This is a genomic window from Corallococcus exercitus (assembly GCF_003611585.1).
Taxonomy (GTDB): domain Bacteria; phylum Myxococcota; class Myxococcia; order Myxococcales; family Myxococcaceae; genus Corallococcus; species Corallococcus exercitus.
Window position 1 is genome coordinate 1 of sequence record NZ_RAVW01000119.1, and the last position, 23212, is coordinate 23212.

At 68.8% G+C, this 23212-nt stretch carries 22 protein-coding genes and 1 pseudogene; 12 read left to right on the forward strand and 11 right to left on the reverse strand.

The features are described 5' to 3' along the window. The 5 genes and pseudogenes from D7W79_RS16815 to D7W79_RS16835 all read right to left on the reverse strand — a co-directional run. Nucleotides 1-403, reverse strand: a pseudogene (locus tag D7W79_RS16815) (hypothetical protein); the annotation flags it as partial. Nucleotides 404-576: 173 nt separating this feature from the next. Next, complete coding sequence (locus D7W79_RS16820) at nucleotides 577-1095, reverse strand: hypothetical protein (protein WP_120526410.1); 519 nt, start codon at nucleotides 1093-1095, stop codon at nucleotides 577-579. Further along, a complete protein-coding gene (gene hemF / locus D7W79_RS16825) occupies nucleotides 1095-1994 on the reverse strand; it encodes an oxygen-dependent coproporphyrinogen oxidase (protein ID WP_120526394.1) in 900 nt (299 codons plus the stop codon). The genes D7W79_RS16820 and hemF overlap by 1 nt, the downstream gene beginning before the upstream one ends. A 44-nt stretch (nucleotides 1995-2038) precedes the next feature. Beyond that, the gene (locus D7W79_RS16830) at nucleotides 2039-2791 is read right to left on the reverse strand and encodes a hypothetical protein (RefSeq protein ID WP_439099205.1); all 753 of its coding nucleotides are present in this window, start codon (nucleotides 2789-2791) and stop codon (nucleotides 2039-2041) included. A 57-nt stretch (nucleotides 2792-2848) separates the two neighbouring features. Next, entirely contained in the window at nucleotides 2849-3142 is a 294-nt protein-coding gene (locus D7W79_RS16835; protein WP_120526396.1) for a DUF3467 domain-containing protein, read from the reverse strand. 70 nt (nucleotides 3143-3212) lie between these two features. On the opposite strand from D7W79_RS16835, the gene D7W79_RS16840 reads away from it, so the two are divergent. Continuing rightward, nucleotides 3213-4028: an alpha/beta hydrolase gene (locus D7W79_RS16840; RefSeq protein ID WP_120526411.1), complete on the forward strand. Its 816-nt coding sequence runs from the start codon at nucleotides 3213-3215 to the stop codon at nucleotides 4026-4028. On the opposite strand, the gene D7W79_RS16845 is transcribed toward D7W79_RS16840, so the two are convergent. After that, the gene (locus D7W79_RS16845; protein WP_120526397.1) at nucleotides 3982-6099 is read right to left on the reverse strand and encodes a hybrid sensor histidine kinase/response regulator; all 2118 of its coding nucleotides are present in this window, start codon (nucleotides 6097-6099) and stop codon (nucleotides 3982-3984) included. The two genes, D7W79_RS16840 and D7W79_RS16845, sit on opposite strands and share 47 nt — an antisense overlap. Before the next feature lie 227 nt (nucleotides 6100-6326). Between D7W79_RS16845 and D7W79_RS16850 the strand changes: the two genes are divergently transcribed. The 3 genes from D7W79_RS16850 to D7W79_RS16860 are packed head-to-tail and all read left to right on the forward strand — an operon-like array spanning nucleotide 6327 to nucleotide 10795. Then, nucleotides 6327-7055, forward strand: coding sequence for an ABC transporter ATP-binding protein (locus D7W79_RS16850; RefSeq protein ID WP_120526412.1), 729 nt, complete (start codon nucleotides 6327-6329; stop codon nucleotides 7053-7055). After that, nucleotides 7052-9592, forward strand: coding sequence for an FtsX-like permease family protein (locus D7W79_RS16855; RefSeq protein ID WP_120526398.1), 2541 nt, complete (start codon nucleotides 7052-7054; stop codon nucleotides 9590-9592). Before D7W79_RS16850 ends, D7W79_RS16855 begins: the two co-directional genes overlap by 4 nt. A 3-nt stretch (nucleotides 9593-9595) precedes the next feature. Next, entirely contained in the window at nucleotides 9596-10795 is a 1200-nt protein-coding gene (locus D7W79_RS16860) for a lipocalin-like domain-containing protein (RefSeq protein WP_120526399.1), read from the forward strand. A gap of 1 nt (nucleotide 10796) precedes the next feature. On the opposite strand, the gene D7W79_RS16865 is transcribed toward D7W79_RS16860, so the two are convergent. Further along, nucleotides 10797-11210 carry a DUF6194 family protein gene (locus D7W79_RS16865; RefSeq protein ID WP_208729757.1) on the reverse strand — a complete coding sequence of 138 codons (414 nt, stop codon included), beginning with the start codon at nucleotides 11208-11210 and terminating at the stop codon, nucleotides 10797-10799. A gap of 102 nt (nucleotides 11211-11312) precedes the next feature. Here D7W79_RS16865 and D7W79_RS16870 point away from each other — a divergent pair, with 102 nt between their 5' ends. Next, the gene (locus D7W79_RS16870) at nucleotides 11313-11741 is read left to right on the forward strand and encodes a DUF3574 domain-containing protein (protein WP_244221811.1); all 429 of its coding nucleotides are present in this window, start codon (nucleotides 11313-11315) and stop codon (nucleotides 11739-11741) included. Here D7W79_RS16870 and D7W79_RS16875 read toward each other — a convergent pair. After that, the gene (locus tag D7W79_RS16875) at nucleotides 11738-12631 is read right to left on the reverse strand and encodes an NmrA/HSCARG family protein (RefSeq protein WP_120526401.1); all 894 of its coding nucleotides are present in this window, start codon (nucleotides 12629-12631) and stop codon (nucleotides 11738-11740) included. The two genes, D7W79_RS16870 and D7W79_RS16875, sit on opposite strands and share 4 nt — an antisense overlap. Nucleotides 12632-12702: 71 nt before the next feature. Here D7W79_RS16875 and D7W79_RS16880 point away from each other — a divergent pair, with 71 nt between their 5' ends. Continuing rightward, nucleotides 12703-13320: a TetR/AcrR family transcriptional regulator gene (locus tag D7W79_RS16880; RefSeq protein WP_120526402.1), complete on the forward strand. Its 618-nt coding sequence runs from the start codon at nucleotides 12703-12705 to the stop codon at nucleotides 13318-13320. A gap of 378 nt (nucleotides 13321-13698) precedes the next feature. Further along, nucleotides 13699-14504 (forward strand): IS5 family transposase gene (locus D7W79_RS16885; RefSeq protein ID WP_439099204.1). Its coding sequence is split into 2 segments (ribosomal slippage): nucleotides 13699-14041 and nucleotides 14041-14504, totalling 807 coding nucleotides; the frame shifts between segments, so codons are not numbered across the junction. 51 nt (nucleotides 14505-14555) lie between these two features. On the opposite strand, the gene D7W79_RS16890 is transcribed toward D7W79_RS16885, so the two are convergent. The 3 genes from D7W79_RS16890 to D7W79_RS43235 all read right to left on the reverse strand — a co-directional run bounded on the left by D7W79_RS16890 (nucleotide 14556) and on the right by D7W79_RS43235 (nucleotide 17766). Further along, nucleotides 14556-15929 carry a hypothetical protein gene (locus D7W79_RS16890; RefSeq protein ID WP_244221812.1) on the reverse strand — a complete coding sequence of 458 codons (1374 nt, stop codon included), beginning with the start codon at nucleotides 15927-15929 and terminating at the stop codon, nucleotides 14556-14558. A gap of 80 nt (nucleotides 15930-16009) precedes the next feature. Further along, nucleotides 16010-17374 (reverse strand): KGGVGR-motif variant AAA ATPase, encoded by a 1365-nt coding sequence (locus tag D7W79_RS43230; protein ID WP_147441946.1) that lies wholly within the window; start codon nucleotides 17372-17374, stop codon nucleotides 16010-16012. A 5-nt stretch (nucleotides 17375-17379) separates the two neighbouring features. Beyond that, entirely contained in the window at nucleotides 17380-17766 is a 387-nt protein-coding gene (locus D7W79_RS43235) for a hypothetical protein (protein ID WP_147441947.1), read from the reverse strand. 266 nt (nucleotides 17767-18032) lie between these two features. Here D7W79_RS43235 and D7W79_RS16895 point away from each other — a divergent pair, with 266 nt between their 5' ends. The 5 genes from D7W79_RS16895 (at nucleotide 18033) to D7W79_RS16915 (ending at nucleotide 22970) form a co-directional block, all read left to right on the forward strand. Beyond that, nucleotides 18033-19016 (forward strand): SDR family NAD(P)-dependent oxidoreductase, encoded by a 984-nt coding sequence (locus D7W79_RS16895; protein WP_120526405.1) that lies wholly within the window; start codon nucleotides 18033-18035, stop codon nucleotides 19014-19016. Nucleotides 19017-19396: 380 nt separating this feature from the next. Next, a complete protein-coding gene (locus D7W79_RS16900; RefSeq protein ID WP_120526406.1) occupies nucleotides 19397-19633 on the forward strand; it encodes a hypothetical protein in 237 nt (78 codons plus the stop codon). A 209-nt stretch (nucleotides 19634-19842) separates the two neighbouring features. Continuing rightward, a complete protein-coding gene (gene glpK / locus D7W79_RS16905; protein ID WP_120526407.1) occupies nucleotides 19843-21327 on the forward strand; it encodes a glycerol kinase GlpK in 1485 nt (494 codons plus the stop codon). Nucleotides 21328-21402: 75 nt separating this feature from the next. Beyond that, the gene (locus tag D7W79_RS16910; RefSeq protein WP_120526408.1) at nucleotides 21403-21714 is read left to right on the forward strand and encodes a 4a-hydroxytetrahydrobiopterin dehydratase; all 312 of its coding nucleotides are present in this window, start codon (nucleotides 21403-21405) and stop codon (nucleotides 21712-21714) included. 8 nt (nucleotides 21715-21722) lie between these two features. After that, the gene (locus D7W79_RS16915; protein ID WP_244221813.1) at nucleotides 21723-22970 is read left to right on the forward strand and encodes a hypothetical protein; all 1248 of its coding nucleotides are present in this window, start codon (nucleotides 21723-21725) and stop codon (nucleotides 22968-22970) included. Nucleotides 22971-23212: the final 242 nt, after the last annotated feature.

Below are 23212 nucleotides of genomic sequence, written 5' to 3' on the forward strand. Positions count from 1 at the left end.
AGATTTGTATAAGAGACAGGGACTGGGGGGCGGTGCCGGAGGACTCGAAGCCCGTGCCGGGGTCCGCGCGGGGTGCCCGCGTCGTGCCGCCCTTGTCGGTGCGCGGGGGCAGCGGGCCCCGGTTGGGAACGCCGACGCGGACCGAGCGCGCGCCCACGTCCTGCGGCGTACCGTCCGCGCTGGCGCCGTCCGGGGAGGCGCCGGTCTCCAGGCCTTCACCGCCGGGGAGGCCGGGCTCGCCGCCGGTTTCCATCCCCTCGCCGCCGGGCAGCCCCGGCTCGCCACCGGGCTCCCTTCCAGGCTCCAGGGGCGCGCCGCCATCGGCTTCCGGCGGAAGCCCCACGGGCGGGGCCCCGATGCGGGTGCGGTCCCCGGGCGAGGTGGTGGGGGTGGAGGTCTCCATCCCGTCATCGCGGAACGGAGAGGCCGGCGACGTGGGCGCGGGCCCCGAGGGCCCACCGCCGGAGCGGGGCCCACCGTGACCAGGAGGCCCACCCACGCGGGGGCCGCGGATGTCGCCGACGTTTCCCATCGCCAGGATTCTCTCACAACGAGAACCCGGAGTTGCATGGGGGGCTACTCCCCCTCGTGCTCCACCTCCACGGGGGTGGTCATCCCGTTGGCATCCAGACGGATGCGGTAGACGGCGTTGAGGCCGTCGCCGTCCGTGTCCGCGCGGGCGAGGCAGGACACCTCCGGCTCGCCCACGGGGCTCTCCTCCACCCGCACCTCGTACTGCAGGTGCACGGCGGGGCCGGGGTCGAAGCCGATGCGGCGGAAGTCCTCGTGGTCCTTCGGGAAGGGCACGGCCTCCCCCCGCTGGGGCACCGGGACGGGATACGGCGCGATGGTCACGTAGTCGCCGTGCTCGTCGCGGAAGCCCTGCACCGCGTCGCACAGGGCCAGCACCTGGATGCGGGCCTCGTTGGCCACCTGCTCCGGGGACGCGGCCCCACCGCCCTTCAACGCCGGGATCCGGACGATGAACACGGCGGTGGCGGCCATCGCCGCGAACACGGTGACGGCGAGGCCCAGGCGCACGCCCGTGTTGCGCGGGCGCGCGGGGCCGGGCGCGGGCTCGGGGGGCGCGGACATCAGGCCCACTCCCGGGGATTGCGCAGCACCTCCACCAGCCGGGCCTCCGGGGTGCCGGGCTCCGGGTGGTGGTCGTAGCGCCAGCGCACGCGCGGCGGCAGCGACATGAGGATGGACTCCGTGCGCCCCTGCGTCTCCAGGCCGAAGATGGTGCCCCGGTCGTAGACGAGGTTGAACTCCACGTAGCGGCCCCGGCGCACCTCCTGCCAGAAGCGCTGCGCCTCCGTCACCGGCGTGTCCTTGTGCTTTTGTGCAATGGGCAGGTACGCAGGGATGAAGCTGTTGCCGCACGCCTGCACGAAGGCGAACTCACGCTCCAGGTCGCCGCCCATGTTCTCGAAGAAGAGGCCGCCCACGCCGCGCGCCTCGCCCCGGTGGCGCAGGTGGAAGTAGTGGTCGCACGCGGCCTTGAAGCGCGGGTAGTACGTGGGGTCGTGCGCGTCGCACGCGGCCTTGTGCACGCGGTGGAAGTGGGCCGCGTCCTCGTCGTGCAGGTAGTACGGCGTCAGGTCCGCGCCGCCGCCGAACCACGCGCGGCCGCCCTGCTGGATGAAGCGGTAGTTCGCGTGCACCGTGGGCACGTGCGGGCTTCGCGGGTGCAGCACCAGCGACAGGCCGCCGGCCCAGAAGGTGCGCCCCTCGCCCTGGAGCTTCTTCGCGAAGGCCTCTTCCAGCTCGCCGTGAACGATGGAGGTGTTGACGCCCGCCTTCTCCAGGACGGCGCCCTCCTCCAGCACGCGGCTGCGTCCGCCGCCGCCGCCCGGGCGGGTCCACGCGTCCTCGCGGAAGCGGCCCTGGCCGTCCAGTTGCTCCAGCGCGCCACAGATGTCGTCCTGGAGCTTCTGGATGAAGGCGGTCATGCGCGCCTTCAAGCCCTCCACGTCCACCGTCGCCGTCATGCCCGTTGTCTCCCTGTCGTGGGGTTGAACGGGCGGACACACTACTAGGGGCCCTGGGCGGACGGGGCCTCGAAGTCCACGGGCGGTGTCGACGGCGCCAGGTTGCCCGCTGCGTCGAAGGCCTCGATGCGCGCGCGGTAGCTGCGCCCGTCCTCCAGCGCGAACGCCCCACCGCAGGCCTCATGGCCCAGATAAGCGGTGTTGCCCTGCACGGGCAGCAGGTACTGCTGGGGGGAGAGGCCCAGGCGGCGCGGCGACAGCTTCACCACCAGGAAGGCGGGGCTCTCCTCGCGCAGGGCCAGGTTGAGCTTCACGAAGCGCGCGATGCCCTGGGGCGAGCGGCGCACGAAGCCCTCCGACACGGCGGGGCGCTTCACCCACTTGGGGGCCTTGGCGTCCGGCCCCTTGCCGCTCAGCCACGAGGGCTGCGCGCCCACCTGGCCGTTGAGGAGGGACACGTTGGGGAGCACCTCCTGCAGGTTCAGGAAGTAGCGCTTGTCGGGCTGCATCGGCTCCGCGAGCTTGAGGATGACGGTGGCGCGGCCCAGGGTGCTCTCCCAACCCTTGGTGACCTTGAGCTTCACCTCGTGGTCGGTGGAGACCAGCTTCAGCGGCTTGCCCACCAGTCCCAGCACCGGCGACTTCGCGGTGCCCACGCCCTCCAGCAAGAGGCGCATGTTGGTGGGGACGATGCCCCCGGGCGCGGGATACAGCTGCACGCCGTCTCCCGTGCACTGGGCGGAGGCGGTGGCGGCGGACAGCAGGGCAGCGGCGAACACGAGGGCTCGGAACACGATGCCGCGCAGTGTGCGCCGGGAACGGCCGCCAGGGAAAGTCCCTGGCGACCCGCCCTCTCAGTGCCGGGGGCCTTCGTCGTCGCCCAGGGGGATGGGGCCGAAGCGCGCTTCGTAGTGCTGCACGTTGTCCTGGAGGACCTTCAACAGGCGCTTCAGGTGGCGCGGGCTGGTGATGATGCGCGAGCGGACGCGGGCCAGGGGCTGCTGCGGCTGGACGTAGAGGAAGTCCAGGACGAACTCCGAGTCCGTGTGGTTCACCAGGACCAGGTTGCTGTACTGGCCATTGGAGACCTCTTCGGTCATCTGCACCTGGAGCTGCATTTCGGGGGGCTTCGTCGGAGTGTCCGCCATGAGGCAGGCGGCATAGCGCCTGGGGCCCGCCGTGGCCAGTGTCCTCCCGGTGAGCACGCGCTGGCGGGACATCGACGGGGAGTCCACCGCGCCCTTCGCGCTGGGGCGGGGGCCTGACGCCTGCCTGCTGCTGCATGGCTTCACCGGCAGCCCGTGGGAGGTGCGTCCCCTGGGAGAGGCCCTGGCGGCGCGGGGCATGCGCGTCGTGGCGCCCCGGCTTCCGGGCCACGGCACCACGCCGGAGGCGATGCTGGACGTGGACTACCGCGACTGGCAGGCGTGCGCGGACGAAGCGCTGGCCTCGCTCTCCGGGTACCGCCGCGTGTTCGTCGCAGGACTGTCCATGGGCGCGCTCCTGGCGCTGCGGCTGGCCGCGCACCAGCCGGAGGCCGTGCACGCGCTCGCGTTGGTGGCGCCCGCCATCCGCTTCCGGGGCGCGCGCATGGCGCTGGTGCGCCAGCTGTGCCGCACACCGCTGCTCGAGTGGACGACGCCGTGGGTGGACAAGGGCGGCACGGACATCTCCGACCCGGACGCGCTGGCCCAGGCGCCGGTGCTGCCCGCGTTCCCGGTGGCCCGGCTGCGCGACCTGTGCACCCTTCAAGACCTGGCGGTGGTGGACGCATCCCGGGTGCGCTGCCCGGTGCTGGTGGCCACCGCGGAGCAGGACCACGTGGTGGATCCGGAGGGCGGACGCTGGCTCGCGCGGCGGATGACGGCGTCCCCGGCGGTGCGGCTCGTCGCGTATCCAGAGGGCTTCCACATCATCCCGCGCGACGTGTGCGGGGCCCGGCTGGCCGAGGAGGTGGGGGACTTCCTCCAGCCATGGCGTGACGACTTCAGGAGCGGGCCGGAGGGGCCGGCGCAAGACGCGCCACCGCCGTGAGCAGCTCCACCGCGTCGAGCGGCTTGGTGACGAAGGCGCTGAAGCCCGCGCGCAGGGCCCGGTCGCGGTCCTCGCGGCGCGCGGCGGCGGTGACGGCGAGCGCGGGCACGCCGCCTCCCGCTTCCCACGGCAGCGCGCGCAGCCGGTACAGCAGCGAATAGCCATCCTCGCCGGACAGCGTCACGTCCGTCACCAGCACCGTGGGCGGAGAGCGGCGCACCTCGTCCATGGCGTCGGTGACGTTGGTGGCGGTGAGCACGTGCGCGCCCACGCGGGTGAGCAGCACGGACATCCACTCGCGCGCGTCCGGCTGACCATCCACCACCAGCACGCGCTGGCCCTCCAGCTCCGGGAAGCGCGGCAGCGTCAGGCCCTCCACGGGGCGCGGCTCGCGCGAGGCCCCCGAGGCCGCGCCCACGCGCGAGCTGGGCAGCACGACGGTGAACGTGGCGCCCTTCCCCAACCCTTCGCTGGTGGCCGTCACCGCGCCGCCGTGCAGCTCCACCAGGTGCCGCACGATGGAGAGGCCCAGGCCCAGGCCTCCGTGCTGGCGGCTCACGCCGGTGTCCGCCTGCTGGAAGCGCTGGAAGAGGAAGGGCAGGAAGTCGGGCGGGATGCCCTCGCCGTCGTCGCGCACCACCAGCTCCGCGCCCTCGTCGCGCGTGCGCGCGGACACCGTCACGTGGCCGCCGGGCGGGGTGAACTTGATGGCGTTGGAGAGCAGGTTCCACACCACCTGCTGCAAGCGGTCCGGGTCGCCGAACAGCGGCACGCCGTCCGCGTCCACGGAGACGTTGAGCGTCAACTCACGCGCGAGCGCCGTGGGCCGCACCGCATCCAGCGCCGCCTCCACCACGCTGCCCAGCTCCAGCGGCACCCGCTCCAGGCGCAGCCGGCCGTTGGCGATGCGGCTGATGTCGAGCAGGTCCTCGATGAGCTGTCTTTGCGCGCGGGCGTTGCGCTCGATGGCCTCCACCGCGCGCTGGCGCTTGTCCTCGGTCACCAGGCCCTGCCGCAGCATCTGCGACCAGCCGAGGATGGACGTGAGCGGCGTGCGCAGCTCATGGGACACCGTGGCAAGGAACGCGTCCTTGGCGCGGCTGGCGGCCTCCGCGGCGCTCCGGGCCGCGCGCTCCTCGTCGTACAGCCGCGCCCGGTCCAGCGCCTGCGCGCACAGCCGGCCCACCGTCAGCAGGAAGGAGTGCTCCGCCGCGTCGAAGTCGCGCGCGTCGCCGAAGCCCAGGCCCAGCGCGCCGAACACACGCCCGCCACTCACCAGAGGCACCGCGGCCCATGCCGCCAGGGTGCGCTCCAGGGACAGCTGCGCCAGGCGCGGGTAGCGCGCCATGCACTCCGTCCACGAGCCCAGCGCGCAGGGCTCGCGCGTGCGCGTCACGTCCGTGAGGGGGCACGTGGCGGAGACCTCGAAGCGCTGCCAGCCCTCCAGCTCTCCCGGGGAGAAGCCATGCGCGGCGGCGCGCTCGAAGACGTCCAGGGCCGCTCCCGTGGGCACCACCACCAGGCCGGTGAGGGCGCCCATCGCGAGGGCGCCTTCGCGCGCGGCCACCTCCACCACCTGCGCGGGGGTGAGCGCCTCGGAGAGCGCGGCGGTCATCGCCTGCAGGCGCTCCGTGCGCCAGGCCGCGGTGGTCCACGCGGCGCGGCGCATGCGCACGAGCTCCGTCACGTCCACCGCGAAGGCGAGCACGCCCTCCACCTGGCCTCGCGCGTCGCGGCGCGGCAGCAGGGAGAGGTTGAAGAAGAGCTCCTCGTCCGCGGGGCACGCGCGGGCGGAGGCTTCACGCAGGTGCAAGGCCTCTCCGGTGGTGAAGACACGGTCCCAGGCTTCGTGCCAGCCGGGGCCTTCCAGCAGGGGGCAGGCCTCTCGCAGCGGCAGGCCCACCTGGCCGCGCGTGTCGAGCAGCGTCAGGCGCGTGGAGGTGCTGAACTCGATGAGATGGAAGGGGCCGCGATAGAGGCCGAAGAAGGCGGGGAGCTGCTGAAGCAGCTCATGCAGCCGCGGGGGCACGCCGCCGGGCGCCGCCACCCAACCGGCTTGGGCATCATTCATGTGTGCAGCCCCCCCCGTTCCCGGCGGAAGGCAGGGCCTTCAGGCGAGAAGAGGTGACCATCAAACACCGGGACGTGCCGCATGGCACGAAAAGCAACCCAGCCAACCTGCCAGGTGTCATGGGCTGAGCGCTCCCTGGCGCTGCTGGCGTCCAGTAGCGGGCATCCGTCCCGGCGGGCGCGGAAACGCTCCCGGGCGCCGGGCATCGGCTATGTCGGATGCCCGGCATGCCTTCCTCTCCTCCTGATTCGCGGCCCCTCGTCGAACTGCGCGCCGTCACCAAGTCCTACGCGGAAGGCGATTCCGTGCGCGAGGTGCTCTCCGGCACGTCGCTCGCCCTGCACCGCGGCGAGTTCGTGGTGCTGCTGGGCCGCAGCGGCTCCGGCAAGTCCACGCTGCTCAACCTCATCAGCGGCATCGACCAGGCGACGCACGGCGAAATCCTGGTGGAGGGCCGCGACCTGGGGCGCATGCCGGAGCGCGACCGCACGCTGCTGCGCCGCGAGCGCATCGGCTTCATCTTCCAGGCCTTCAACCTGCTGCCCACGCTGACGGTGGAGGAGAACGTGCGGCTGCCGCTGGAGCTGCTCGGCCGCTCCGGCGCGGAGGCCAGCGCGCGGGCGCGGGAGCTGCTGGGACGCGTGGGGTTGGGTGCCCGCGCGAACAGCTTCCCGGACCGCCTCTCCGGCGGCGAGCAGCAACGCGTGGCGGTGGCGCGAGCGCTGGCCCACGCCCCCCCGCTGCTGCTGGCGGACGAACCCACGGGCAACCTGGATGAAGAGACGGGCGGCCAGGTGCTGGACCTGCTGGAAGGGCTCACGCGGCAGGGCAACGCCTGCGCGCTCATCGTCACGCACGAGCCCGCGATGGCGGCGCGCGCGGACCGCGTGCTGACCCTGGAGCACGGACGGCTGGTGGACCGCCCCGGCGGGCGCGGCCGGGGGACGCCGTCATGAGGACGCTGCTCGCGCGCTCCAGCCTGCGGCACCTGGGCGGGCACCCGTGGCTCACGGCGCTGTCGCTGCTGGGCATCGCGATGGGCGTGGCGGTGGTGGTGTCCATCGACCTGGCGAGCGGCAGCGCGCTGCGCGCCTTCGAGCAGTCCACGGACGTCGTCGCGGGCCGCGCCACGCATCAGATCACCGGCGGCACATCGGGCCTGCCGGAGAGCGTCTACACGGCGCTGAAGCTGCGGCCGGACGCACCGGACGCGGCGCCCGTGGTGCAGGGCTTCGTGCAGGTGGAGGGCGGCAACCACCGCACGCTCACGCTGCTGGGATTGGATCCGTTCGCGGAGGCGCCCTTCCGGGACTTCTCCACCGGCGGCGCGGTGGGCGACGTGGGCGCGCTGCTCACGCAACCCGGCACGGTGGTGATGGGCGCGAAGACGGCGCGGGCCCTGGGCGTGAAGGCCGGGGACACGCTGCCCGTGACGGTGACGGGCCTGCGCCGGGAGCTGCGCGTGTCGGCCCTGCTGACGCCGGCGCAGGAGACGACGGAGCGCGCGCTGGAGTCGCTGCTCATCGCGGACATCTCCACGGCGCAGGAGGTGCTGGGGCTGGAGGGCCGGCTGACGCGCGTGGACCTGCGCTTGAAGGGCGGAGAGGCCCAGGCCGCGCCGCTGCGGGCCGCGCTGCCTCCGGGCGCGGAGCTGGTGCAGACGTCCGGGCGCGCGGGCACGGTGGAGCAGATGACGCGCGCGTTCCGCACCAACCTCACCGCGCTGTCGCTGCTGGCGCTCGTGGTGGGGATGTTCCTCATCTACAACACGATGACGTTCTCCGTGGTGCAGCGGCGCGGGATGCTGGGCCGGCTGCGCGCGGTGGGCATCACGCGCGGCGAACTGTTCGCGCTGGTGCTGGGTGAGGCCCTGATGCTGGGCATCGTGGGCACCACGGCGGGGCTGCTCCTGGGCATCCTGATGGCCAGCGGCCTGGTGGGCCTCATCACCCGCACCATCAACGACCTGTACTTCGTGGTGAACGTGCGGCGTCTGTCATTGGAGCCGTTCACGCTCATCAAGGGCCTGGGCCTGGGCCTGGGCGCGACGGTGTTGGCGGCGCTGGTGCCCGCATGGGAGGCGGCGCGGGCGGCCCCGGTGACGGCGCTGCGGCGCTCGACGGTGGAGGACGTGTCGCGCAACCGGGCGCCCCGGCTGGCGGTGCTGGGGGTGCTCATCCTGGCCGTCGCGGCGGCGGTGCTCGCGTGGCCCACGCAGGCCCTGCTGCCCGCGTACGCGGGACTCTTCGCCGTGCTGCTGGGCAGCGCGCTGCTGGTGCCCTGGGTGACGGAGAAGCTGACGGTGGCGGCGGCACGGCCGCTGGGCGCGCTGTTCGGTCCCCTGGGCCGCATGGCGGCGCGAGGCGTGACGGCGAGCCTGTCGCGCACGGCGGTGGCGCTGGCGGCGCTGATGGTCGCGGTGGCGACGACGGTGGGCGTGGGCCTGATGGTGTCCAGCTTCCGGGGCACCGTGGCCGCGTGGCTGGAGTCCGCGTTGCAAGCGGACGTGTTCGTGTCCCCGCCGTCGCTGGTGGCGCGGCGCGGGGATTCCTCCCTGGTGCCGGGGCTCGCGGAGAAGCTGCGGTCCACTCCCGGGGTGGAAGCAAGCGGCTCCATCCGGGTCATCCACGTGCGCATCAACGACGTGGACACGGACCTGCTGGCGGTGGACTTCGCCAAGGGGCACGAGCGGACGTACCGCTTCAAGGAAGGGCGCGCGGAGGACGTGTGGCGGCAACTGGACGCGTCACCGGATGCGCTCATCGTGTCGGAGCCCTTCGCGTTCCACCGGAACGTGCACGCGGGCGACACGCTGCGCGTCGCGACGGACAAGGGGCCGCACGACTTCCGCGTGGCGGGCGTGTACTTCGACTATGGCTCGGACGTGGGCACGGTGCTGATGCCGCGCGCCACGTACGAGCACTGGTACGAGGACCGGGGCGTGTCAGGCCTGTCCCTCTTCGCCGCGCCCGGACAGGACGTGGACGAACTGGTCGCCAAGGTGCGCGACCGCGCGGGCGGTGAGCAGGCGTTGAACGTGCGCGCGAACCGGGCGCTGCGGCAGGCGTCGATGGAGGTGTTCGACCGCACCTTCACCATCACGCAGGTGCTGCGGTTGCTGGCGATTGGCGTCGCATTCGTGGGCGTGCTGAGCGCGCTGATGTCCTTGCAGCTGGAGCGGGCGCGCGAGTTCGCGGTGCTGCGCGCGACGGGGCTCACGCCGGGACAACTGTGGGGCATGGTGTCGTTGCAGACGGGCCTGCTGGGCCTGCTCGCGGGGTTGTTCTCCATCCCGCTGGGGCTGGCGTTGGCCTACGTGCTGGTGCACGTCATCAACCAGCGCTCGTTCGGGTGGACGTTGCAGCTGGTGGTGGCGCCCGGCGTGGTGGGACAGGCGCTGGTGCTGGCCCTGGTGGCGGCGGCGCTCGCGGGGCTGTACCCGGCGTGGCGCATGGCGCGCGCGAACCCGGCCATGGCGCTGCGGGAGGAGTGAGGCATGGGACGGGGACTCGTCATCGGGGTGGTGCTGGTGCTCGCCGCGCTGGGCGTGGCGGTGGGCGTGGTGCTGCGGGACACGGAGGCCACCGGGCCCGGGAACGCGGGCGGCATGACGGTCGCGTCCGCGATGGGCGGCAACGGCAGCATGGAGGGCTACGCACGCGCGATGGAGCCCCGGCCCTTCCACTTCCCGGAGGACCACGGCCCCCACCCCGACTTCCGCACCGAGTGGTGGTACTGGACGGGGAATCTGGAGACGCAGGACGGGCGGGCCTTCGGCTACCAGTTCACGCTGTTCCGCAGCGCGCTGTCGCCGGAGAAGACGCAGCGCGAGTCCGGCTGGGGCACGCGGCAGGTGTTCATGGGGCACTTCACGGTGACGGACGTGAGCGCCGGGCGGTTCCACGTCAGCGAGCGCTTCAGCCGCGCGGCCCAGGGGCTCGCGGGCGCGGAGGGGACGCCGTTCCATGTCTGGCTTCAGGACTGGGACGTGCGCGGTGAAGGCGCGGGCGGCACGTGGCCCATGCACCTGCGCGCGCAGGGCGACGGCGTGACGCTGGAGCTGACGCTCGACGAGGGCAAGCCGCCGGTGCTCCAGGGTGACAGGGGCCTGAGCCAGAAGGGGCCACAGCAGGGCAACGCGTCCTACTACTACTCCCTGCCGCGCATGCCTTCGCGGGGCACGGTGTCGGTGGATGGGCAGACGGTGCAGGTGAAGGGCGAGAGCTGGATGGACCGCGAGTGGAGCACCAGCGCGCTGAGCGGGGACCAGGTGGGCTGGGACTGGTTCGCGCTCCAGTTCTCCGACGGGAGCGAGCTGATGCTCTACCAGCTGCGCAAGAAGGACGGGACGACGGACCCCTTCAGCGCGGGCACGTACATTCCCGCGACGGGGGAGGCCGTGCACCTGACCGCCAGCGACATGAAGCTGGAGCGGCGCGGCACCTGGAAGAGCCCACGCGGCGGCGAGTACCCGGCCGGCTGGCGCGTCCAGGTCCCGAAGGTGTCCCTCGAGCTCACCGTGACGCCGAAGCTCCCGGACCAGGAGCTGCCGGTGCTGGTGCGCTACTGGGAGGGCGCGGTGACGGTGGACGGCACGCGCGAGGGCCAGCCCGTGCAGGGGCGAGGCTACCTGGAGATGACCGGGTACGCGGACTCGCCCCGGAGCGGCGAGACCGTCCGCAGCCGCACGCCGTGATTCAGCCCCGGGCGCCCCGCTGAATCTGGAGGTCGTAGGCCTCGCGGAGGTAGGGGCGCAGCACGTAGAACGTCTCGTGGCTGGGATTGAGCACGCTCAGCCAGAACATCCGCGCATGGACCGGGTGCGGCAGGAGCACGTCCAGGGCCGTGAAGTCGACATTCGGGTCGAGCTCCGGGAACAGCTTCTGGAAGCTGTCCTTGCCCACGCACAGGTTCAGCCGGAACACGCCCGGGCGGTCCAGCCTCGAATGGTGGTCGAGCTCGGTGTCCCGCGTGACGATGGTCGCGAAGGGGTGCTGCCGCTCGTCTCCCGCGAAGAAGAAGACGTCCGGCGTCCGCGCATCCATGTGCACGTCCCTGAACGCATCCCGGATGTACGACGCCAGGGCTTCCAAACTGATGGCTCCCGTCATGACCACCTCCCCGAAGTCGGACCTGGACAGGTCTAGCATGCGCGGAAACGGCTGGGGCAGGATCCCCTCTCGGTCTTTGGGGGGCTCCAATCCATGCCATGCTTGAACCTGCCCGCGGTTGCCTCACGCCTGCTGCTGGGATTGACGCTCACGCTGGGGCTGGGCGCCACGGCGTGTGGTGACGACGACGGCGTGAGCTGCACGATGGGCAGTCCCCAGTACCAGACGGACCTGTACTTCGGCCGGAACCGCGTGGGCGGCGAGCCCGTCAGCGAGGCCGAGTTCCAGGCCTTCGTGGACACGGTGGTCACGCCCCGCTTCCAGGACGGCCTGACCGTGTATGACGCCTACGGGCAGTACCAGCTGGAGAGTGGTGAGGTGGTGCAGGAGCGGACCAAGGTCATGGTGCTGCTGCATGACGGCAGCGCGGCGCGCTCGGCGGACGTCGACACCATCCGCGAGGAGTACAAGCGCCAGTTCCACCAGGAGTCGGTGCTGCGCATCGACTCCCAGCCCTGCGTCGCGTTCTAGGCCGCGAGGCGCTCCCGGAGCGCCGCCGCGCCCCCGCGCTCCAGCCATGCGTCGAACGTGAGCAGGCCCGGTGCCAGCCGCCGCAGCGCCGGGATGTCCGCGTTCCAGTCCACCCGCCCCTCATCGAACATCTTCACCAGCTTGTGCAGCATCGGGACCGCCGCGAGCACCTCCGGCGGGAACCGGGCGTAGGAGATGGACGTCCCGGTGGCCCGGCTGATCTTCTCCGCGAGCTGGTCGCCGGTGAGCGAATCCCCCGCCATCTCCAGCGAGGTCCCCACGTGCGTGCGCGGATCCGCGAACACACGCGCCGTCAGCACGCCGATGTCCTCCCCCGCGATGAACTGCATGGACTGGTCCGGACGCATGAAGAACTGGAGCCCGCGCGGGGTCAGGCCGAAGTTCGGCACCAGCAGCAGCTCCATGAAGGTCCCCGGCCGCACGATGGTCGCAGGGAGGCCGCTCGCCCGGACGTGCTCCTCGATGCGCCACTTGCTCTCGAAGTGGCCCACGCCCGAGCCGGACCGCAGGCCTAGCACGGACGTGTAGACGAAGTGCTGGACGCCCGCGGCCTTCGCCGCATCCGCGATGGAGGTGCCGAAGCGGACCTCGTCCTCGTCCGTGACTCCGTAGTGCGCCTGTCCCGAGCTGGGCTGGATGCTGAAGACGCCGTACGCCCCCGCGACCGCGCGGTCGAGCGACGCACGGCCCCCCATGTCCCCGCGCACCAACTCCACGCCCGCCGCCTCCATCTCCCGGGCCTTCGCGCTCGATGGGTCGCGCACGAGCGCGCGGACCCGCCAGCCGTCCTTCAACAAAGCCCGCGCCGTCGCGCCTCCCTGCTGTCCTGTCGCTCCCAGCACCAACACGGTCTCGCTCTTCGTCGCCATCGCGTCCTGCCTTTCGCTTGCTAAGCGGAGGGTTGCTCCGGTTGAATACGGAGCTATCCTCCGTTTTTCAAGTGAAGGCGAAGCACGCCCAGAATCCGCCGGTGGAGGACGCGAAGGGCGGAGCCTTGCGCGCGGACGCGCGGCGCAACCGGGAGCGGCTGCTCGCGGCGGCACATGCCGTGTTCTCCGAGCGTGGCGCGGACGCGTCGCTCGGTGACGTGGCGAAGCAGGCGGAGGTCGGCATCGGGACGCTCTACCGGCACTTCGAGTCGCGGGAGGCGCTGCTCGCGGCGACGTGTGACGAACAACTCCTGACGCTCGCGAAGAAGAGCCGCGAACGCTCGGAGTCCCTACCCCCGCTCGAAGCGCTGCGCGTCTTCCTGACGGAACTCGTGCACTGCGCGGGCATGTACAAGGGGCTCGCGGCATCGCTGGGCATCGTCCTCAAGAACCACACCCAAGGCTGTGACGCGACGACGGCCGAGGGGCAGCAGCTGCTGGAGGCCGCTCAGCGCGCGGACGAGGTGCGCGGCGACATCCTCCTGGAGGACGTGGTGTGCATGGCCATGGCCATCTCGCTCGCCGCCGCGGAGAATGGCTCGGACCCCAAGCGCATCCCCCGCCTCACCGGGATGTTCTTCGACGGGCTGCGCTCCCGCCCCGAGCCCCGCGGCGCGCGGCACTGGTGACTCCTGCGGTTGCCCTTACAGCCACGAAAATGCACGAAGGCCCATCTAGCCCTTCGAACGCAAATGCAGTTCTCACGAGTGAGAAGCGAGACCTTTGCCAGGATGGCGCAATGTCGGTGGACAGCAGGCGTGAAGCCAGCCCAATCAGGAACACGTCCACCTGGAGATGACCGAATACGCGGGCGTCCATAGAGAGACAAGACCGTCCACAGCCGCACGCCGCAATTCAGATCTGGACGGACCGCTTCACCTAGAAGCCGTGGGACTTCTTCCGGCACGGGCACAACACTGGCGCGTTTCGCGACCGAGATTAACAGCGCCTAACGAAAGTGCGGACTGGACTGGTCAGTAGCAAGGGCCGTCTCCAGCTTGAGGAGCATGGTCCGCGAACTCGTCCCCGACGCTTTCTGGCAGCGCGTGGCGCCCCTGCTGCCTACGCCTCGGCCCAAGAAGAAGCTGGGCCGCCCTCGGGCGGATGACCGGGCGGCGCTGGAGGCCATCGTCTTCGTCCTCCGAAGCGGCATCCCATGGGAGATGCTGCCCCGCAAGCAGTTCGGACTGTCGGGCATGACAGCCTGGCGCCGCCTGGAGGAATGGACCCGCGCTGGCGTGTGGGAAAAGCTCCAGGAGCGGTTGCTGGATGAATTGGGCCTGCGCGGCAAGGTGGACTTCTCGCGTGCCTCCATCGACTCCTCATCCGTGAGGGCGTCAAAAAGGGGGCCCTCACGGGCCCAAGCCCGACGGATAGAGCGAAGGCGGGTAGCAAGCATCATCTTCTCGTAGAGGCCCACGGCCTGCCGCTGACCGAGTCGGTGACAGCCGCCAACGTCCACGACACGCACGAACTCTTCCCCCTCGTCGACTCCGTGCCCGCGGTGCGGATGCCTTCGGGGCAGCGCCGCTTTCGCCCGGGAAAACTCCACGCCGACAAGGCCTACGCATCCAGGAAGAACAGGCGCGGGCTTCGCCTGCGCGGCATTGCCGCCCGCATCGCGCGTCCCGGCGTTGAGTCCAAGGAGCGGCTTGGACGCTATCGCTGGGTTGTGGAGCGCACGCTAGCTTGGAAGAACCAGCTGCGCCGCCTTCGCGTCCGTGACGAGCGCAGGGACGATGTCCACTTCGGCTTCCTCGTCCTCGGCTGCTGCGTCATGCTCCTACGACGCCTCTGTCCTGGCATTTGTTAGGAACTGTAAGCACGCTCGGCCAGAACATCCGCGCGTAGGCCGACATACCCCTTACAGCGGCGCAGTGCCCCCCTTCTTAAGAAGCCTCGCAGCCACACGAAACAAATCAGGCATATCAAGCCTATCATCAACCCTTCTAAACATAACACCAATGCGTTCGAGCGCAACATAAAGCTCTCGCTCGCTAGCAATCGTCTTCTCAGGAAAAGGCGGGAGATATCCTTTACGCTTCGCATCCACAACAGCCATTTCCACCGTCCCGGCTTTTCTCCAGACGTCGAAAACCTCCTCCTCCTCGCGTGGCAAGAGCAAACCCGCTAGAGGAGCCAACACCCCCTTGATCCACAAGAATTCATCTCGAAGTTGGTCAACCCGCATTTGGGACGCAGCCCGCAGTCCATGACGAATGCCTTCAGGCGTAATGACCCGATCAGTTGGAGGCGGGCCATACCTAGCCGCACCAATCGCAAGATTCAGGAAGCTCCTAGGCGTAACCTCATCAAACGCATCTCCCAAGTGCTTCAATGGCCAATCATACGTATACCCCTTTTTATGACCATTTGGACCCGGAGCCATATACGGCCCGGCCAAAGCCGCCATCAACTCTTTCTGACTTTCCTCATCATAGGCGAGCAGCCAACGGCGAGAGAGAATCTGATCGTGACTAGCCCAAGGTAGGCCCAAAGACTTCAATAGACGCTTAAAGGCTGGCTCTGCTGGCCCCACTGACAACCTAGCAAACAGCAGCGCATACAAGTCGGCACCACTCCAAGAAAGCCTCACAGCCCCTGTTCGCAGTTTTGGCAACTCCACGAACTTAAGAGCCTCATCCTCAAGTTGATCGGGACGAAGAAAGAGCTTTGGACGAATTGCACGCCATGCACGCATGGCCCAGACAAACTCCAACAATGCAAGCGTAAGCACCCGACGCCGCGACCAAGAAGAGGCCAGCGTGTCCAATGCGTCATAAACAACAAGCAAAGTCTCCCCGCGGACGGTCAACTTCCGAGCAAATCCTGTAATAATATCTTCTCGCCCCTCCACATTTGCAGCCTCACGATAATACTCTTTGATGCTTCGCGAAGGCTTGCCATTGGCACGCTCTATCGCACGAAGCAGCGTCGCCCACCAGAACGTCCTGGCTTCATCAACGGTAGCACCAGACGGAATGCAGTCGTCGAGCTTTTCCTTGTCAATGCCTTCCGGGCCAGGCAATCCAGTATATCCAAACTGCACCCTGAGACGCTCTAGGCCCAACCGGGGATATGCCTTCGCAGCAGCCTCTCGCAATGCATCATCACCCAGCACGCCAGCCCAAAAACTTTTTCCAGTTCCTCGACTTCCTTGAACAATGGTTGAAGCGGGATCGAGAGCCGCCGAATGGGCTGCCGGAGCGAACAAATCTTGCTCGGCGGGAGCTTGCACACCATGCGCATCACTTGACGCTTCGGCTGGCCACGAAGCCAACTCCTCTCGGAGTACTAGAAGGTCATTCTCAGAAGGGCTCACAGCAGAACCTTGCCTTTCGGGAATACGGCTCCTTCGATACGTTCGAGAATGGATCCAAACGTGCTTCGATAAACCTCTTCCGCCAAAAGATCACGCCTCCGAAACGGATTGAACCGCTCAAATCGATCATCACGTAGGATCGCAATTGGCTTAAGCAACGACCAATCTGGAGGCAATACATCTTCGTCTGGAACTTGATCGTTCCAAGGAACATCAGAAAAGTCATCAGGGAGAGGCACTTCCCTTGGCGACTTCGGGGTTAGTCCAGGGGGACCAAACTCCCGCACCATCGCCTGCCATCTCTGATCAAACTCCATTCGAGCATCAGCATCAACAGGAGCTTTCGCTTGAACAGGTGTAAACCGCTCAACCCACTCAGGCACGCCACCTCCTACAGGAACAAGTCGTGCGAAATGAGCAAGCATCGCAGAGTAGCCCTGGAAAGTTTGTTCCTCGTTGGCCCCAAACAAGAGTACATCAGCACCAAGGCCAAGAACGGCCGACGCCGTTGTCTCATGCAATCCAGCGCGAGCATCAACGAGAATCGCATCATACCCACCAAAACCCGCGAGACGGTCAATCAAAGACCGTACCTGATCCAAAATTGTCGCGACCGTTCCATCTGCGCGAATGTCTTCCGCATAAGCCCTCGCGAGCTTTCCCAGTATTTCACCGGGATTCTGCAGCGAACGACTGCCAAACGCTGGAACCACATCAATACGGCCACTGCGATTCGCCAGAGAGGATGGGCCGACCAAGTCAGCCAAAAAACCATCATCAAGCTCGTGCAGACTATTCTCTACCAATGCATCAAGACTTCCGAACCGAGGAATAGTGTCCTTTGACAGCAAGAAGGCTCCAAGACCTGGAGCTTCCAAGTCGAGATCAACAGCAAGCACTCTGCCACCCTTGCCAGCAATGTGCGCGGCAACAACCGACAGTGCTGTTGAACGACCAACGCCACCCTTCAAGCTCGCGAATACGAATCGAGGAGGCGGAGGAGCCAATTTTGCCGGGACACGAAGCCAGTCCCCACCAACTAGTCGTCTATCAACCAAGCGAATAGCAAACTGACTAACGCGACACTGCACCGCAGTAGGGTCAGCAAGAACATCTTCAGCACCGATGTCGGCTGGGTTCGCAAAGACGCGATCAACTCGAGCGTAGGGAGCCAATGTTTCAAGCAACCTCTCACGCAATCTCTGACAATGCGTCGACTCAATTTCCTTGTTCGAAAAAAAAGCCAACCTGCCAGTCGAATCTCTGAGGACCGTTCCAGCAGCAAGCGCTTCAGCGCCAAGCTCAGAAACAATCACATCCACCAGCAAGGGGAGCCCGTCATCGTAATAGACTTCGCCCATGGGCATCACATCCCTTCCATAAGTCGAACAGCCGCCACGGCATGTTCTTCCCATCGCTGAATCGGCTTACTGCGAATATCGTCGGCCTTGGCGTATCTGATTTTTATTTCCCACTCATTCAAAAACCCGTCATTCTCAACAAGTCGTCTTAGCGATTGCGCCCGACGACCTTGCATAGCGTCGCGAAGGAGAATGCGCAGTTCGGGGAAGTGCGCATATAAAATATCTTTATTGCGCGTCTCGGGCATGCTCCTTGCCACCTCTTTCAGGGCGCATTCTGCAGCTAAGCCAAACAAATAGGCCGCTACGTCGGGACGTTCGGCGGATTTGAGTTTCCGCGCAGCCTCGAGCAATCGCCGGGCCGCGACCGCCATGTCTGCCTCGTAAGCCATTCTACGCGCCTCCAGCAGCGTCACCGCTCGGCAAGTTTCGACCCTAGTAATTCGGCTTAAACAGAAAACTAAAGACCTAAAGATGATGTATTCATCATGCTGCTAGCAACTGTGGGAGCGTTCGGCTGTACTACAAAATTAGCCTGATCCTAGGCTTACCACCGGCCACGACCTAGATGAGTAGGTGGGTCATCCTTAGAACGTCAAGAAGAACACGAGGGTAGATTTACGATTTTACCGAACTAAGTTCGTCCCATAACCTCCTTATGAACGTCCTCGTCACCGGGGCCACCGGCCTCATCGGCAACGCCATCGCGCAGCGGCTCGTGAAGCAGGGCGCCTCCGTGCGCGCGCTCGTGCGCGACCCGGCCCGTGCCGCGAAGCTGCTCCCTGATTCCGTACAGCTCGTCCCAGGTGACGTCACGTCCCCGGGCACCCTGCCCGCCGCGATGCACGACGTGGAACTCGTCTTCCACGCAGCGGGCATGCCGGAGCAGTGGCACCGGGATGACTCCATCTTCGACCGCGTGAACCGCCAGGGCAGCGTGAACGTCCTGTCCGCCGCGCACGCCGCGAAGGTGCGCCGCGTGGTCTACACGTCCACCATGGACGTCTTCGCCGCGCCCCGGGGCGGCGAGCTGACCGAAGCGAACATCGACCCGCACCCCAAGCCCACCGTCTACGAGCGCTCCAAGCAGGAGGCCGAGCGCGCCGTGGAGGCCATCCGCCAGCAGGGCCTGGACGTCGTCTACGTCAACCCGGCCGCCGTCTACGGCCCCAGCCCCGTGCACGTGGGGCTCAACTCCTTCTTCATCCAGCTGCTCAACAAGAAGGCCCCGCTGCTCCCGCCGGGCGGCATGTCCGCGGTCTACGTGGACGGCTGCACCGACGTGCACCTCGCCGCCGCCGAGCGCGGCGTCAACGGGGAGCGCTACCTCGTCTGCGACCAGTACGTCAGCAACGCGGACCTCGCGCTCGCCATCAGCCAGGCCGCCGGGGCGGGCAAGCCGCCCGCCGTCGCGCCCGTCTTCCTCATGGAGGCCCTGGCCCGCGTGTCCGCGCCGCTCGCGCGCGTGTTCCCCTTCACGCCGCTCGTCGCACCCGGCCAGCTGTCCTTCATGCGCTGGGAGGCCCGCGTGAACGCGGCCAAGGCGCAGCGGGAGCTGGCCTTCCGCCCCACCCCGCTCGCGGACGGCGTGGCCCACACCGTGGCCTTCCTGCGCGACCAGGGGCTCGTGCCCCGGGCCTGAGAAGAACATGGGGGTCCGCCCCACAGGGATGACGGACCCCCATGCGTGCTGCCGCCTGGACTTGAAGGTGGAGACGCCGCGCGAGACGGGGAGCCGGGTGACACATGCCTCACCCGGCCGCTGGTTCCGTTCGATGGGCAGGCGGCCAATGCCTTCCATCCAATGACATGCATCCGGATTCCTCGGGCTCCCGTAGCCGCCGCTCCCACGGGCCCGCCCGCCTGCCCTCCGGCCCGGGGCACGGCGGCCCGTGCGCATTGTTCGACACGGGGTGTCGACGCACGGCGTAGGGCCCACCTTTCAACGCACGCGCATCCTTCTCGGGTCCGACCCCCGTGAAGGACGCACGGGCCCCGTACCCCTCACCACGGAGTGACACCATGGCATTGCTATCGAACCTGCTGGGAGCGTTGAGCGGCTCTCGCCGGAGCGTCTTCACCGGCGGCGGTTGGAACCGGGGACGCAGCGCCTATGGCCGCCGTCCCATCGGCTACGGCTACCGGGGACGCCAGTCCTCCGGCGCGGGCGGCTCGCTGGGCCGGATGGTCCTCGCGGGCCTGGGCGCCTACGGCCTGCGTCGCTTCATGAACAGCCGCTCGCGGCCAGCAGGCTACTAGCGGGCCGCCGCGAGCGGTGGCGCCGGGAAGTACCGTGGACTTCCCCCGGCCAGGCGCCCCCCACGGCACCCCCACGCAGGCACGGGAGCGTTCCACGGACAGCTCCCGGTGCCTGACACCTCGCACGCACAGTCGCTGCGGGCGCCTCCGCTTGGAGTAGGGTCCTCCTTCGTGTCCGGCCACTGGCCGACGAAAGAGGCTCCGCACGCATGGCGAAGGCGAAATACGTCCTGGCCCTGGATCAGGGCACCACGGGGACCCACGTCTCCATCCTCGACACCCGGTTGCAGGTGGTGGGCCGTTCCTACAAGGAGCTGCCCCAGCACTTCCCCAAGCCGTCGTGGGTGGAGCACGACCTGATCGACATCTGGAACACCAGCGAGTGGTGCATCGCGCGCGCCCTCAAGGACGCCGGCCTCACCGGCCGCGACATCGCCGTGGTGGGCATCACCAACCAGCGTGAGACGACGGGCCTCTGGGACCGCGAGACCGCCGAGCCCCTGGCCCGCGCCATCGTCTGGCAGGACCGTCGCACTTCGGACATCTGCCAGCAGCTCAAGGCACAAGGGGTGGAGCCCCGAGTGCGCGAGGTGACGGGCCTGGTGCTGGACCCCTACTTCTCCGGCACCAAGCTCACCTGGTTCTTCAACCACCTGAAGGGCGCGAAGAAGCGCGCCGAGCGCGGCGACGTGTGCTTCGGCACCATGGACTCCTGGCTCGTCTTCAAGCTCACCGGCGGCGCCGCCCACGTCACGGATGTGTCCAACGCCAGCCGCACGCTGCTCATGGACCTGCGCACGCTCAACTGGGACGACGAGCTGTGTTCGCTCCTGGGCGTGCCGCGCGCGTGCCTGCCGGAGATCCGCGGCAACGCGGAGGTGTACGGCACCACGCGCGGCATGAAGAGCCTGCCGGACGGCATCCTCGTCGCGGGCATGGCGGGGGACCAGCAGGCGGCCCTCTTCGGCCAGGCGTGCTTCAACCCCGGTGAATCCAAGTGCACCTACGGCACCGGCGCCTTCCTCCTCATGAACACCGGCACCCAGCCGGTGCGCTCCACCGCGGGGCTGCTCACCACCGTGGCGTGGAAGCTGGGCAACACCACGCACTACGCGCTGGAGGGCAGCTCCTTCATCGCGGGCGCCGCCGTGCAGTGGCTGCGCGACGGCCTCAAGGTCATCAAGAAGGCCCCGGACGTGGAGGCGCTGGCCGCCAGCGTGAAGGACTCCGGCGACGTCGTCTTCGTCCCGGCGCTCGCGGGCCTGGGCGCGCCGCACTGGCGCCCGGAGGCGCGCGGCCTGTTCGCCGGCATCGACCGCTCCACCACCGTGGCGCACCTGGCGCGCGCGACGCTGGAGGGCGTGGCCCTCCAAATCCACGACCTGGCGGAGGCCATGCGCCGCGACAGCGGGCGGGAGATTCCCACCTTCAAGGCGGACGGCGGCGCGGCGGCCAACAACCTGCTCATGCAGTACCAGGCGGACCTGCTGGGAGTGCCAGTGGTCCGCCCACGCAACCTTGAGACCACGGCCCTGGGCGCGGCCTTCCTGGGCGGCCTGGGCGCGGGCGTGTGGACCAGCCCGGACGCCATCCGCCGGGCATGGAAGGCGGACCGGACCTTCAAGCCCAAGATGAAGCCCGAGGTGCGCGCGCGCCACCTGGAAAAGTGGAAGCGGGCGGTTGCGCGAGCGTGAAATGAGACACCGAAGCCCGGCGCATTGAACGCGCCGGGGCTTCCATCGGGCGGGGGAGCGGGTAGAACGGCCGCCATGGCCTACGACCGCACGTTGCTCTCCCCGGATGCGCTCCAGACCTTCCTCACCCAGCACCCCGCCTGGAAGCACGAGGGCGGGATGATCCGCCGCACCTATGATGCGCCCTCGTTCCTGGAGGGCATCGCCTTCGTGGAGCGCGTGGCGAAGGCGGCGGAGGCCGCGGACCACCACCCGGACATCGACATCCGGTGGCGCAAGGTGACGCTGGCCCTCGTGACGCACGACGCGGGCGGCCTCACGTCCCGCGACACCTCCCTGGCGGCGGAGGCGGATCGCCTCTTCGGCGAAGGGGCCGCGGTCCGGTGACTCACGGCGTGCGCGGTACCCTGGCGGCCCTGGCGTTCGCGGCGGTGTCCCTCACCGCGCTCCCGGCCTCCGCCCAGGACGATGTGCCCACGGAGCCCCGCCCGGAGCGTCTGTATTTCAACTCTGGCGCGCTGCTGGGGTCGGCGCGCATGGTGGGCCTGGGCGGCGCCTACGTGGGCATCGCGGAGGGCGCGGCGGGCGTCTCCAGCAACCTGTCCGCGCTGGCCCAGCGCAGCTCCTCCCTGGAGCGCGACTGGGACCTGGGCGTCACCCTGTCCTGGCTGGACCTGCCCTTCACCGGCACCAAGCGCCGGGACGTGGACAACGACGGCCTGGCCGACGACTCCGTGGACAGCCGCCAGCTGCTGGGCGCGCTGATGTTGCAATACAAGCGCTTCGGCATCGGCTTCCTGTGGCGCAACAGCCGCACCGGCTACTGCATCACCCTGGGCTGCCGGGGCGAGGGCGAGAAGCTGCGCGTATCCCTCACCCAGTCCGTGCTCGCGGGCTCCGTGGCCTTCGGCCAGGACGACTTCATCCTGTCGCTGGGCATCTTCTCCGCGCAGGCCAGCTTCAGTGAGCTGGGCGACGAATCCTGGCGCTACGGCGACACCGGCGTGGCGGTGGACATGCTCTTCCGCCCGCACGGGCGGCCCTACCGCATTGGCGTGGCGGTGCGCCCGGAGGTGGTGGCGGGCTGGCGCCGCGACGACGGCCAGAGCCCCTTCATCGCGGGGCGGCAAATCTATGCGGCCGTGGTGTCCCCCGCGGTGCTGTCGCTGGGCGCCAGCTGGCGGCTGGGCGAGGGCGCGCACCGCTACAACCGGCTGTCCCCCGCCGCCCGTCGGCAGCTCCAGGTGGAAGGGGACGCACTGCCGGTGCCGGAGGAGGAGCCCCGCGACGCGCTCGCCGGCCGGTGGCTCATCACCGCGCAGGTGGACCTCATCTCCAGCGTGAGCAACGCGGTGTCGTCGCGCTCGTTCGCCACCGCCACGGAGCCGCAGTTCGTGGGTGACACCGCCACCTTCCAGCCGCGCCTGGGCGCCGAATGGGACACCTTCCCGGGCCTCCTGCGCCTGCGCGCGGGCACGTGGCTGGAGCCGTCCCCCTTCCGGGACCGGAATCCCCGGCCGCACCTCACCGGCGGCTTCGAGCTGTTCGTGCTGCGCTACTGGGAGGACTGGGCTATCACCGCGTCGTTCGACCTGGCGAGCCGCTACTCCAACTGGGGCGTCTCCATCGGCTTCTGGCGGTAGTGTCTGGGTTTGATCGCCGGGTGGGTAAACGCGAGGACCTTCCTGGGTGCTCGCGGCCCCCATCCACGGCGCCGCGAATCCCACGCGCACCCTCCAGCAGCGGGCGGCCGAGCAACCTTCCGTGCCGTATTTGCCGGTGTGGGATGGCATGCGAACCCTGCCGTACACGGAGGGGATTCCATGTATCTGGGGCGGGGGTGGCGCCGGACTGTCGTGGGTGCGACGGTGCTGGGTTTCGCGAC